Genomic DNA, 11,543 nt, shown 5'->3' with positions numbered 1-11,543 from the left:
CCCTCCTTACTCCGCCTTCTCCGAGAAGCCATTTGCCACCCTAGGCCGAGGGGGAGGTTGAGCTCATCCTTTCCACTCTCACCCTCATGAGTTCTTGGTGAAGCTCTGGGAGAAGGGGGAGGGGAAGGTGCGGGAAGCCTTGGAGCTACTTTTGGGGATCCCGAATGTTCGGTTTTTGGCTCCCGATGTGGAGATTGCCGCCGAGGACGCAAGGCTTCGAGCCAGCTATGGGCTGAGAACCCCGGACGCCTTGCTTTTTGCCACAGCCAGGGCAGCGGGCGCCACGGCCTTCCTTACCAACGACCGAGCTTTCCTCAGGGTCAAGGAGGGCCCAGAGGGCTCCTTCTTGACCGCCTCCTCTCCCAAACTCAGTGACTTTCTGGACTGTGGTCTAGTATTTAGTGACTTTTAAGACCAAAGTCCAGGATGGGACGGAGCGTTGGGATTCCCCATAACTACGGAAGAAGGTCGGCGGACAAGCCCGTACCCTACCCACGATTGGATTTAGTCGGTCCAAAAAGTGGCACTTTTTGGACCAATAAACAACCGAGGGGAAACAATCCCACCCGAGCCGCTCCATTGACCCGGGCTTGAGCCCGGGTGATCAGCCTTGGATCAAATTGGGAATGCGCCGGGCCAAAGAGTCCAACCTTGGGCCCTCTGAAGCTCCACTAGAGAGATCTTCAACGAGCGGGCAAGCAAAAGGTAGCTTGCGTCATAGGTAGTCAACCCCGTCTCCAAGGCGAGCTGGAAGGCGGCCAGATGGTCCACCACCTTCGCCCTAGCGGCCATTTCTTCCACTGCTTCCGGCTGAAGACCAAGCTCCCTCGATTTGCGATGGGCCCCTCCAATGTGAGGAGCTCCCCTTGAAGGGAGCGATGAAAAGGCGAAGGGAACGTTAGGGCTCGATCTATCCCCGGATCGTCGCGCACTGGGAGGCCAAATCTCACGCTCTACTTGCCTTCCTTCGCCATCCAAAGCCCATCAGGAGGTGCTTCTATACCACAAACCAGTTGGAGTGCCTAAGCAGGGAAGTGAAGCGGCGGACGAAGGTGGTGGATTCTCTCGGGAGGAGGCGGTGGAGAAGCTCCTGTACTTGGTGCTGAGGAGCCTCTCCGAGAGGTTGGAAGGCCGCAGGCTGCGGGGGTTTGCGGAAGTGTCGATGGGGAGCTACCATGCCGCCCAGACACAATAAACGGGGCACTATGCGTATTAGTTGCCAAGGCCGAACCTCCCGGAAGTGGAGTACGGAGAGATGGTGAGTGAGAACAGGCTGGTGCTTAAAGATTTGCCCCGAGCGCTTCTTAAATTATTCCTATGCGGATATGTTTGTATTCTAAATAACTATCAAGAGCATGTCGTGAGAGTTCACGGCCTATGCCGCTTTGTTTCCAACCACCAAATGGTGCCTGGAGTTCTGTAACGTCGTTGATGTTTACAGCCACTCCCCCGGCCTCAAGTCGTTCTGCAAGAATTATTGCTTTGGAGAGGTCTTTTGTGAAGACATATGCTGCTAAGCCGTAGCGCGTGTCGTTCGCTAACTTAATGGCCTCGTCAAGGCTCTGAACCACCATGATAGGCATCACCGGGCCGAAGGTCTCCTCACGCATAATTCGCATCCGGTGATCAACGTCTATGAGCACCGTGGGAATGAAGAAGAAACCTTTCTCGTACTCCTCCCCTTCAGGTTCCTTGCCTCCACAAAGTAATCTCGCTCCCTTTTCGAGGGCGTCCCTGATGTGCTCTTTTGTCTTCTGCCGCAGCTCCTCCCGAAACATAGGCCCCAGGTCAGTTTCCGGGTTTAGTCCATTGCCGACTTTCAGCTTCGTGGTCGCTTCAACGACCCCCTCAATGAAAGATTTGGCTATTTCTTTGAGAATGTATACTCTATTGATACTTATACATATCTGCCCCATATGGGAAAATGCACGACGCACGCAGCCCGAGATCGCCACCTCCAAAGGAGCGTCATCGCATACGATGGCAGCAGCGTTCCCCCCGAGCTCGAGGGAAACCCTTTTCAAATGTTTTGCTGCCCTCTCCAGAATGTACTTGCCTGTTTCCGTCTCTCCGGTAAAGCTAAGTTTTGCAACTTTGGGGTTCTCTACTAACTCCAAGCCTACCTCAGAGGCCTTTCCTGGAACTACATTTATGACTCCCCGTGGAAAGCCAGCATCGTTGACCGCTCTTACAAACTCCGTGGCCGCTGCTGGCGCCTCACTGGAGGGCTTGATAACCACAGTGCAACCGGCGGCAAGTGCCGGGCCAAGCTTCCAAGCCAGAAGGTCTACAGGAAAGTTCCAAGGCACGATTAGGCCTGCCACACCCACGGGCTGACGGATCACAATACTGCGGACGGATTGGGAAATCGTCGGAACCCACTCGCCGAAAACCCTCGTGGCCTCCTCGGCATAATATTGAAGGACCCGGACAGCAAACTCGATTTCCTTCAAGGAGTCTTTAAGCGGTTTACCGGTCTCGAGCGTGAGCAAGCGACCCAATTCCTCAATGCGCTCCATCACAATGGCCGCCGCTTTCCTTAGTAGCTTTGCCCTTTCGTAAGGGCTTTTCTGCGACCACGCGGAAAAAGCACGGTACGCAGCCTCGATTGCCTCTTGGGCATCGCTCCGGGTCCCAAGAGGGGCCTTTGCAACCACCTCCTCGGTGTTTGCCGGATTGATAACGTTATAAGTAGACTTTGCTGATCTCCACTCACCGTCTATTAACATCTGTATAGTCTTCATTTGGCGCCTCCGCTCATAGCTTTCGAATCACTTCCATAAGCCTCCGGACCTTCCGTCTATCGATCCGCCCCCCTGTCTTTAACGCTGTGCCGACGATCGCTCCGTCGGCGATCGCAAGCAACTCCGGGGCGTTCTCCGGTGTCAGTCCACTGCCGACCAGCACTGGCCGGTCAACGGCCGCCTTCACCTCCTTCAGCGTTTTCGCCGCAGGGGCGGAGCCGGTCGCACTGCCGGTGACAATGATTGCGTCGGCTAAGTTCTTCGCAGCAGCCACTGCAGCAGCCACAATGTTGCGGTTGCCAATGGGCTGGGTTTCCTTGACCTGGACATCGGCCCAAATCGCAACTTTCTCACCCCCTCCTTGCCGGCGAAGACGGAGGCACTCAGCAGCACAGGGGGTCACGAGGCCAGTGTCCGTGATTAGGGTGTCGACAAAGCCTTCAATCCTAACAAAATTTCCCTTGCAGACAGTGGCGATCACTAGTTCGGCCTCATAAGCGTCAAACTGCACGTTTATGCCCAAGGGGATGACAATTTTAGATTTGATCAGGTCAACGATGTGAGCCATTGCTACCACTGTCAACAAGGGAAGCTTCCTAGTCAAGTAAGGCACGTCGCCGTAGTTCTCCACCAACAGGGCGTCTACCCCTTCATCTGCCAACGCTAAAGCATCTTCAAGAGCAGCCTCAGCCACTTCGTCCAGGTTACCATCGAACCGCGGCGAGCCTGGCAAAGGGTGCAAGTGTACCATGCCCACAACAAGCTTCTTTCCCTCCTGGAACATTCTCATCACCAGCCTTCCCTCTCAAAATAGCTTTTGATTCCCTTGAGGGTCGCTTCCACCAGTAGCTCCTCCAGTGACCGCCTCTCCCCCTCAGCCAGAGTGTTGAAGCTCCCGAATTCCACGCTGGCCAGGCAAAGGCTCACCGCTTTTAATCCCAGGAACTTGCTCACCACGTAGGCCGCTGCTGTCTCCATGTCCATTCCTACCACTCCGAACTTGTGAAACAGCTTCACATCGATCTTTTCCTCTTTTAGCTTTCGAGGGTACAGGCCATCAAGGCTGGCGACTAACCCCAAGTAATAAGGTACACCCAAGGAGGAGAGGGCCCTTGCGAAGCCCTCAAACAACTCGGGGTCGGGAATGGCTGGGAATTCGATCGGGAGATAGGAAGAAGAAGTCCCTTCTAACCTGACACCCCCCTCTGCCAATATCAAGCTCCCGAGCGGGCAGGACAACGCCATTACCGTCCCCGCCCTGACAATGATTTTTGCCCCCAGCGTGGCGAGCTCCTCGATAGCGACCGCGATGGCAGGAGCACCTATGCCATAAGCCGTTACTGAGAGAGGGATGCCTTCATACGTGCCTTTCAACAGAGCGAAGCCGTGGTGGCTTCTATCTGTGTCCGAATGTTTAAGTTTCTCCGCGAATAGATCTAACCTCTTCGAATCGCCTACCAAAATGGCAACCTCTGGGAGCGCCCCAGATTGATGCAAGTACCAGGTGCGAGGCTGGTTCATTGGTCTCCCTCCTCCACCGGCCATGAGCCAAAATTTTTACAATACCGTGCTTTGAGCTCTGCAAGGCCAGGTAAGGCTGTTTGAGCTCCCCATTCCTCAAGGACAAACGAGGCGAGCGTAGCTCCGACCCGCGCTGACACCGCGAGGGATTTACCATGATAGAGGCCATACAGTACCCCTGCCACGAACCCATCCCCCGCCCCTGTGGGATCCACCATCCGGCAAGGCTGGACGGAAGGGATGGTCTCCCTCCCAACATCCGTAATAACTTCGCTCCCCCTGCTTCCCTTCGTTACCACGACACCCTTGGGGCCAAAGTCCAGAAGTGCACTTATGTCGCCCAGGGCGAATAATTTGCACAGCAGCCGAGCTTCCGCCTCATTTACTACTAAGTATTCAGCAACTTCCAACAAGAGCTGAAGAAGATGGTAAGGGTAAGCACGCATATCGGCCTTAAAGGCCCAAAGGATCGGCACCCTCCTTCGGTGAAGGAGTACAACAAGCTCTCGTGTGAACCCCGGGTCCCCGACAGTGATGACGCTGTAACGCACGTCGAGTCCCTCAAGCTCGGCAAGGTTTCCCTTCATCATCTCTATTAAGTGATCGCTTGCACCTGAATAATAGAAGGTTAAATGGCCCCCATCTTGATCGTTGACCAGCACTGTCCTGGGAGAGGCTACCCCTCTCACCAAACATACGAAGCGCGTATCGATACCTGCGGATGCCAAGCGCTCCTTGTAGGTTATACCCTCGACGTCTTCTCCCAAAGCCGTGATGAGGAGACTCCCGATCCCGAGGCGCGCACACGCCATGGCGATGTTGCAGGCACAGCCCCCGGGCAGAGGTCGATCAAGCCCTTTGAAAGCAAGTACAGAGGAGGTCTCGCCCAAGCCACGGATATGGTCGACCAAGATGAACGAGTCGAGACTTGCATAGCCGCTTACGAGCACGGCTTGGCCTCTCATGCTCTCACTCTCCTATGCGCTTCTCTCCAAGAGACGAGCACAAGCGTCACCACCACGCTCAGGAAAGGGATCATCTGTGCTAACTGTGGGGGGATTTCGGTCCACAGCTGGAGCCGGGACTGAAGGCCGTCAAAGAAACCGAAGAGAACACAGGCAATGGTCGTGAAAGCAGGATTACCGCGTCCGAAGTAAATAGCTGCGAGGGCAATGAACCCTTTGCCCGCCGTCATACCAGATGTGAAAAGCCGCAAATCGCCCAAGGAAAGCTGGGCTCCTCCCACTCCACATAGAACCGCACAGAGAAGCTGAGCCATTATCCGCACCGACTTGATCTTGAGCCCTACTGCCCGTGCCGCCTCGGGGTTTTCCCCCACTGCGCGAATACGCAGGCCCAACGGGGTGTGGTAGAGCAAAAGTGAGGTGAAAGCCCAAGCCAGCCAAGCCCCATACACGAGAATGCTGTGACCTGAAAAGGCTTGTAGCACTGGTACTGATGACAGCAGGGGAATCCGCAAGCTTGGCAGGGTGGCCAGCTCCTGGGGAACGAACGCTCCGCGGCTCCCAGTGGCCACCCACATCAGAAGACGTGCAAAAGCAATCGTCAGTGTATTTAGTCCCAAGGCGGTCGTTACAAGATTGGCCTGCAGATTTTCGATGAGAAGGCTGAAGATCAATCCCAGGAGGCCCGCGGCGAACATTGCCCCCAAAAGACCCAGTTCAACATTCCCAGTCCAGGCTGTGACCACAAGCGCCGCAAAGGCCCCAGCGAGCATCTCTGCTTCCAAAGCAATGTTGATGATCCCCACGTGGTAGCTGAACAGCCCCCCGTAGGCAGCAAACATCAACGGAGCAGCCTGTCTCAGAGTTACTCCAACGAGGTCCACAAAATTCATCCTTTGTCCCCCTGTCTCCCAACCCTTCGGCGCCTCAGGTGGAACCCCATCACCAACTCAGCCGACGTCAAAGCGATGATGATCCCCTCAAAGATCCGGGGTATTTCCATGGGGATGTTTGTCATGAGCTCGACGATGGACTCGCCGTTGTAGATGGCCCCCAAGAGGAAGGAGCTAAAGAGGACGCCCAAGGGATTGTTGCGAGCGAGTAGGGCCACGGCTATGCCGGTATACCCGTAACCAGGAGAGAAATTCGCGATGAACCGGTAGTGAATCCCCAAGATCTGGATTGCTCCAGCTACACCCCCCAAGAAGCCGCTTAGGAACATAGCCTTTATCACGATTTTCGTATCCGGCATCCCGCACCACTTTACGAACAATGGGTTTGCCCCCAACATACGAATCTCGTATCCGAACGCAGTTCGCCGGAAGATAAACCAGAGCACGAGAGCGATGAGGATGGCAATGACGAAACCAAGGTTCAGTTGTGATGGCGGAGAGAGCCGGGGAAGCCTGGCAGCGGGCACAATGGGGAAAGACATGGCGTTGGCAAAGCCGGGAACGCCGTAGATATAAGTGACGAGGTAGGTAGTGAAAAATATGGCAACGTAGTTCAGCATAAGTGTGGTGACGATCTCGTCGACGTTATAACATACCTTGGCCACCGCCGGGCCCAGAGCCCAAAGCCCGCCAATCAGCCCGCTAACGAGGAGGGCCAGCGAAATCAACACCCACCCTGGTAGGTGTGTCAGGGTGAATCCAACCCACGCCGCGCTAAAAGCGCCTAAGTATAGGCTTCCCTCTACCCCCACGTTAAAGAGCCCGGCCTTGAAGGCGACCGCAATCGCCAGCCCAGTGAAGATCAAAGGCGTAGCTGCAGACAACGTCTCTGCAAGGCCTTGGCGACTCCACACCGCGGCTCGCACCAAGATTCGGAAAACATTTAGTGGGTTCTCTTTTGTAAAAATGATGATTAAGCCGGTAACAAAGAAGGAGACGGCTAATAGTAGAACAATTCTGGCGATCTCACCCAGAAAGACCCTCATGCGCTTGCGCAATCGTCCCTCCGAGCATGAGCAGGCCGAGCTCTGCGAGCGTCGTCGCACGGGGCGACACCTCACCCACAATGCGGCCACGGAAGATTACTAAGAGGCGGTCTGAGAGCGCCAATAATTCATCCAAGTCTGTCGAAATGAGCAGGACCGCGCGTCCCTGATTACGCAAATTTATCAAGTGTCTATGAACCTCCACCATGCTCTGCACGTCCAGGCCGCGCGAGGGATGAACGGCAATAAGTACCAAGGGGTCCGTGGAGAGTTCGCGGGCGATCACCAGGCGTTGTAAGTTACCTCCCGAGAGCGTACGAGTGATCGTAGTGGGCTCAGCGATGATGCGAAATTTCTCGAGAGTCATCCGGGCGAATTCCCTTATGTTTCTTTCTCTAAAAACCCCCATGAAACTGTAGGGAAATCGCCGATATGTCGTCGTTATGAGATTTTCGGCCACACTGGCTGTGGCTGCGGTCCCCTCCTTCACTCTGTCCCCTGGGATTGCCGCCAGCCCAAGCCGACGGCGGTGGACGGGTTTAGCGCGGGTTATCTCTTTTCCGTTCAGGAATATCTTGCCGTTCAACACTCTCCGCACTCCGATGAGGGCCTCCACAAGCTCCTGTTGCCCATTCCCTTCGACCCCCGCTATCCCGAGTATCTCGCCCCTTGAGAGTTCAAAGGTGATGTTGTCCACGGCGATTCGGCCGCGGTCGTTGAGCACGGAGAGATTTTGTACCACGAGCACTGGCTCCCTTCTCTTTTCCCGACGCTCTCCCCAGGATTTCCCCAGTCCCTGAAGCTCCATCCCTACAATCAAGCTGGCTAGCTGGTCTTCGGTGACTTCTGTGGGCCGCATGTTGGCGACAACGCGACCATTTCGCATGACCGTGATCCGGGAAGCCACACCCAAAACCTCTCGGAGCTTGTGAGAAATTAGAATGATTGCGATGCCGGACGCGGCCAATTGTCTTAAGAGCTCCATTAATGAGTCTACCTCTTGTGGCGTCAAGACGGCAGTCGGCTCGTCCAGGATGAGTAACTTGACATGGCGGTACAAAGCCTTTAGTAACTCGACCTTCTGTTGCTGGCCTACTGAGAGAGACCTTACCGGCGCTTTGAGATCGAGGGCGAAGCCGAAGCGTTGGATCAATTCTTTTATTCTCTCATAGGCCTGCCGGCGATTCAGAAAAGGGCCCGTCCTCGGCTCATTCCCCAGTACCACATTCTCCGTGACGGAAAGGGACGGGAACAGCTGGAAGTGCTGATGCACCATGCCGATGCCCAATTGCATGGCGTCTTGGGGAGAGTTGATGGACACCATTTTCCCTTTCCAGAAGATTTCACCCGCGTTGGGGCGTTCAAGACCGTAGATTATGCGCATCAACGTTGTCTTCCCCGCGCCGTTTTCCCCAACCAGGCCCAATATCTCCCCTTCGTCAACCACGAGATCGACATGGTCGTTCGCCACAACGTTTGGAAAGATTTTCGTTATACCACGGGCTTCTAGAAGCGGCATAGCGAAATCACTTGTTTTTGAAAGGGGGCGGCGACACGAGAGCCCCCGCCCCCTTCGGCTACTTTTCAGGGATCAATCTCCGAATATGGTTTAGAAAGACCGGTGACGTCGGTCACCTTGATCTCCTCCGTGAGGATCTTTTTCTTGATTTCTTCAAGCTTTGTAATGTAATCAGCTGGGATCAGATGGCGGGTATATTTCATCTCAGATAGCCCAACACCATTATTCTTCAGGTTCATGTGGTACACTTTGCCGCCAGGGTGGCGACCTTCAACGTAATCCTTGATGACGAGATACAAGGCGATATCGGCTCTCTTCAAGACGCTGGTCAAAACATGCTCAGGAGCAATGTAGTCCTGGTCAGTGTCCACACCGATTGCATATTTGCCCGTTTCCTTCGCTGCCTGTATCACACCCATGCCCGTAGCCCCAGCTACCTGGTAAACCACATCGGCACCGGCGTTGAACATCGCCAGTGCGAGTTCGCGTCCCTTCGCTGGATCAGAGAAAGTCTCGCTGTAAGCCACGAGAACCTGGACCTCGGGATCTATGTATTGAGCTCCCTCTTTATAGCCGACAACGAACTTGTCAATGCCTAGCGACTTTGTGCCGCCTATCACCCCGATAATCTTCTTCCCACTGATGCCGGGTATGGAGTTATTTCCCACCACCATAGCTGCAAGGGCACCGGCCAAGAAAGAACCCTCATGTTCGTAGAAGACGATCGAGGCGACGTTGGAAGCTTCAATGACGTAATTTAGCATTACGAATAACGTATTCGGAAAGTCCGCTGCAACCGTAGGGAGGACAGTCAAATGTGCGTACTCCATCGTAATCACAATGTTAAAACCAGCGCGTGCAGCATCACGCAGCAGCTTCTCACCCATGCCCACCGGGTCCGGGGATTCGACCACGCGCACCGTAATGCCGAAGTCTTGAGCTGCCTTCGTAACCCCTGCGAACCCAATATCGTTCCATGAGAGGTCTCCAAGGCCGCCCCTTGAGGTGATATACGCTACTTTAATCTCCGCTCCGAGAGACACGAAAAGGAACAAAAGCAGCCCACAAAAAACCACAAGGAACCTTTTCATGATGACCTCCTTTCTTCGTTTTCATGCTTTAACTTCTTTACTTGCCCGCCACCTTCCTTTTTTCTTTGGGGACTTGTTTTGCTTACCCCCCTCTCACCTCCTTTCAGCCTTAACAGGTGTTCAATGACCTCATCCGTGGTCACTACCCGCCCGAAGTAGCGCTCTATATTGCGCAGGGTCGCCGCGTGTAGGGATTCATCGGCGGCAGCTGTGGCGTCGCTCACGAAGTACACGCGATAATCCCGAAAGACTGCATCCCGGGCAGTGGAGTCACAGCAGACGTTGGAGTGGATCCCTGTGATGATAAGAGTGTTACACCCCAAATTTCGTAATAATTGGTCGAGGTCGGTGCCAAAGAATCCACTGTATCTGTTTTTCTTGATAACGATGTCCGAATCTTTGGGCTTCAGAGGCTCGAAGATCTCCGTATCCCATGTACCATCCAGCCAACCACCCGCCTCCTTGTCCGAGGGGAAAAGCTCATGAACCAAGATGCCCCCGTCGATATAGCCACGCCTGTAAGCGTGGCGCAAATAGATCACTGGAATCTTTAGAGAGCGGGCCACATCAGCAAGCCGTGCTATATTGGGGACGATCGCTAAATACGGCTTGTTATTTTCACTCAGCTTTACGAGGTGACCTTGCTCATGTAGGAAGGCATTTTGCATATCGATAATGAGCAGAGCCGGCCTTTCCTCGGAGATCAGCATTTCTCACCTCGCCCGAAAGGTTCCCGCCTGAGTCGCGTGGAATACCTATATAGATCTGAACGGTAAATGGCGATGACGTACTCGACCGGCCTTCGGTCAGTCGTGAACACCGTGCGGACAACCTTTAATAAGGGGTCGCCGACATTCAGGCCCAAAAGCTCCGATTGCGTGGGGTCGGCTGGCACAGCCTCGATACTCTCCTCTGCTTCCACAAGCTGAAATCCCTTATCCTCTAGGAGGGCATAAAGGGATTCCTCCGTCTCGAGCTCGTTTTTAGAGATAGGGATATCTCCAGGAAGATAAGCCTCATGTATTCCGACGGGTTGGTTGTTAGCAAACCTCACACGGTAGATTCTTAGCACGGGCTCACCCTTTTCGATGCCGAAGCGAGCGGCGACCATCTCGTCGCTGGGGACATGGCCGAAGAACAGGATCCTGGAACTGGGGACCATACCACGCGATCTGATGTCTTCTGTAAAGCTCACTAAGCTGCCTAGGCGGTGTTCGAACTTGGGGAAGGCAATGAAGGTGCCAACTCCACGGTGGCGGTAAACCAATCCTTCCCGTTTTAGTTCCAACAGCGCCTGCCGGACCGTCATCTTTGCTACCCCCAATGTCCCCGCTATCTCTTGTTCGGAGGGCAGCAGCTCTCCTGGTTTTAAGTAGCCCTTAACGATGGCGAGGCGGATAGCATCAGCTATTTGACGGTAAAGAGGGACGAAACTGTGCTTGTCGATGAAAACCGCTTTGAGCAACCTATCTGGGTCTATTGGTTTTTCCTTGGTGGACGTCTGTAATTTCATTTTTACATAATTATAGTCCAAGACAACCCGTCTGTCAAGGGACAATGGTCACCTGTTTGAACCGCCTGGGATGCTACGTGTTGATCAACTAGAGGATCGCTTCATTAGCCCATTCCAGCTGTAACGCGCACCTCATCGTTTATCAAATGGCTAGCTCCAAAACGGTGGTTATAAGAGGATCCCGCGTTCAGAGCGGACACGCTTCAGGCGGTCGGTGAAGGCTGCGCCCTTGTTCTTCCTCACCCTCCCCC

At 54.4% G+C, this 11,543-nt stretch carries 13 protein-coding genes; 2 read left to right on the top strand and 11 right to left on the bottom strand.

All coding sequences use genetic code 11. From position 1 onward, the window contains the following. Positions 1 to 97 precede the first annotated feature (97 nt). The gene (locus tag ACP5PX_RS06400; RefSeq protein WP_428085109.1) at positions 98 to 412 is read left to right on the top strand and encodes a PIN domain-containing protein; all 315 of its coding nucleotides are present in this window, start codon (positions 98 to 100) and stop codon (positions 410 to 412) included. Positions 413 to 615: 203 nt separating this feature from the next. Here the strand turns inward: ACP5PX_RS06400 and ACP5PX_RS06395 are convergent, their stop codons facing one another. After that, positions 616 to 801: a hypothetical protein gene (locus tag ACP5PX_RS06395; protein WP_428085107.1), complete on the bottom strand. Its 186-nt coding sequence runs from the start codon at positions 799 to 801 to the stop codon at positions 616 to 618. Positions 802 to 908: 107 nt separating this feature from the next. On the opposite strand from ACP5PX_RS06395, the gene ACP5PX_RS06390 reads away from it, so the two are divergent. Beyond that, the gene (locus ACP5PX_RS06390) at positions 909 to 1,106 is read left to right on the top strand and encodes a transposase (RefSeq protein WP_428085113.1); all 198 of its coding nucleotides are present in this window, start codon (positions 909 to 911) and stop codon (positions 1,104 to 1,106) included. Positions 1,107 to 1,304: 198 nt separating this feature from the next. On the opposite strand, the gene ACP5PX_RS06385 is transcribed toward ACP5PX_RS06390, so the two are convergent. From ACP5PX_RS06385 to ACP5PX_RS06340, 10 genes are all read right to left on the bottom strand, one after another. After that, positions 1,305 to 2,744: an aldehyde dehydrogenase family protein gene (locus ACP5PX_RS06385; RefSeq protein ID WP_428085105.1), complete on the bottom strand. Its 1,440-nt coding sequence runs from the start codon at positions 2,742 to 2,744 to the stop codon at positions 1,305 to 1,307. A gap of 13 nt (positions 2,745 to 2,757) precedes the next feature. Then, a complete protein-coding gene (locus tag ACP5PX_RS06380; RefSeq protein ID WP_428085103.1) occupies positions 2,758 to 3,534 on the bottom strand; it encodes a BtpA/SgcQ family protein in 777 nt (258 codons plus the stop codon). Continuing rightward, positions 3,534 to 4,265 (bottom strand): nucleoside phosphorylase, encoded by a 732-nt coding sequence (locus ACP5PX_RS06375; RefSeq protein WP_428085111.1) that lies wholly within the window; start codon positions 4,263 to 4,265, stop codon positions 3,534 to 3,536. Before ACP5PX_RS06375 ends, ACP5PX_RS06380 begins: the two co-directional genes overlap by 1 nt. Continuing rightward, positions 4,262 to 5,230, bottom strand: a complete 969-nt coding sequence (locus ACP5PX_RS06370) for a carbohydrate kinase family protein (protein WP_428085101.1) — start codon at positions 5,228 to 5,230, stop codon at positions 4,262 to 4,264. Before ACP5PX_RS06370 ends, ACP5PX_RS06375 begins: the two co-directional genes overlap by 4 nt. Next, on the bottom strand, positions 5,227 to 6,123 hold the full coding sequence (locus tag ACP5PX_RS06365) for an ABC transporter permease (protein WP_428085099.1): 897 nt from the start codon (positions 6,121 to 6,123) through the stop codon (positions 5,227 to 5,229). Before ACP5PX_RS06365 ends, ACP5PX_RS06370 begins: the two co-directional genes overlap by 4 nt. Further along, a complete protein-coding gene (locus ACP5PX_RS06360; protein WP_428085097.1) occupies positions 6,120 to 7,169 on the bottom strand; it encodes an ABC transporter permease in 1,050 nt (349 codons plus the stop codon). The genes ACP5PX_RS06365 and ACP5PX_RS06360 overlap by 4 nt, the downstream gene beginning before the upstream one ends. Beyond that, positions 7,150 to 8,688 carry an ABC transporter ATP-binding protein gene (locus ACP5PX_RS06355; RefSeq protein WP_428085095.1) on the bottom strand — a complete coding sequence of 513 codons (1,539 nt, stop codon included), beginning with the start codon at positions 8,686 to 8,688 and terminating at the stop codon, positions 7,150 to 7,152. Before ACP5PX_RS06355 ends, ACP5PX_RS06360 begins: the two co-directional genes overlap by 20 nt. Positions 8,689 to 8,753: 65 nt before the next feature. Next, complete coding sequence (locus ACP5PX_RS06350) at positions 8,754 to 9,779, bottom strand: BMP family lipoprotein (protein WP_428085093.1); 1,026 nt, start codon at positions 9,777 to 9,779, stop codon at positions 8,754 to 8,756. Beyond that, on the bottom strand, positions 9,776 to 10,489 hold the full coding sequence (locus ACP5PX_RS06345; protein ID WP_428085091.1) for an isochorismatase family protein: 714 nt from the start codon (positions 10,487 to 10,489) through the stop codon (positions 9,776 to 9,778). Before ACP5PX_RS06345 ends, ACP5PX_RS06350 begins: the two co-directional genes overlap by 4 nt. Then, positions 10,483 to 11,292, bottom strand: a complete 810-nt coding sequence (locus ACP5PX_RS06340) for a GntR family transcriptional regulator (protein ID WP_428085089.1) — start codon at positions 11,290 to 11,292, stop codon at positions 10,483 to 10,485. The genes ACP5PX_RS06345 and ACP5PX_RS06340 overlap by 7 nt, the downstream gene beginning before the upstream one ends. Positions 11,293 to 11,543 lie beyond the last annotated feature (251 nt).

Source organism: Hadarchaeum sp. (SeqCode) (genome assembly GCF_049969415.1).
Lineage (GTDB): Archaea > Hadarchaeota > Hadarchaeia > Hadarchaeales > Hadarchaeaceae > Hadarchaeum.
This window is presented reverse-complemented; position numbering and strand designations above follow the sequence as displayed.

What these genes read in the sequence shown, in the direction of transcription:
- ACP5PX_RS06385 (WP_428085105.1), bottom strand. Translation starts at nt 2,744, where the DNA reads ATGAAGACTATACAGATGTTAATAGACGGTGAGTGGAGATCAGCAAAG.
- ACP5PX_RS06380 (WP_428085103.1), bottom strand. Translation starts at nt 3,534, where the DNA reads ATGAGAATGTTCCAGGAGGGAAAGAAGCTTGTTGTGGGCATGGTACAC.
- ACP5PX_RS06375 (WP_428085111.1), bottom strand. Translation starts at nt 4,265, where the DNA reads ATGAACCAGCCTCGCACCTGGTACTTGCATCAATCTGGGGCGCTCCCA.
- ACP5PX_RS06370 (WP_428085101.1), bottom strand. Translation starts at nt 5,230, where the DNA reads ATGAGAGGCCAAGCCGTGCTCGTAAGCGGCTATGCAAGTCTCGACTCG.
- ACP5PX_RS06365 (WP_428085099.1), bottom strand. Translation starts at nt 6,123, where the DNA reads ATGAATTTTGTGGACCTCGTTGGAGTAACTCTGAGACAGGCTGCTCCG.
- ACP5PX_RS06360 (WP_428085097.1), bottom strand. Translation starts at nt 7,169, where the DNA reads ATGAGGGTCTTTCTGGGTGAGATCGCCAGAATTGTTCTACTATTAGCC.
- ACP5PX_RS06355 (WP_428085095.1), bottom strand. Translation starts at nt 8,688, where the DNA reads ATGCCGCTTCTAGAAGCCCGTGGTATAACGAAAATCTTTCCAAACGTT.
- ACP5PX_RS06350 (WP_428085093.1), bottom strand. Translation starts at nt 9,779, where the DNA reads ATGAAAAGGTTCCTTGTGGTTTTTTGTGGGCTGCTTTTGTTCCTTTTC.
- ACP5PX_RS06345 (WP_428085091.1), bottom strand. Translation starts at nt 10,489, where the DNA reads ATGCTGATCTCCGAGGAAAGGCCGGCTCTGCTCATTATCGATATGCAA.
- ACP5PX_RS06340 (WP_428085089.1), bottom strand. Translation starts at nt 11,292, where the DNA reads ATGAAATTACAGACGTCCACCAAGGAAAAACCAATAGACCCAGATAGG.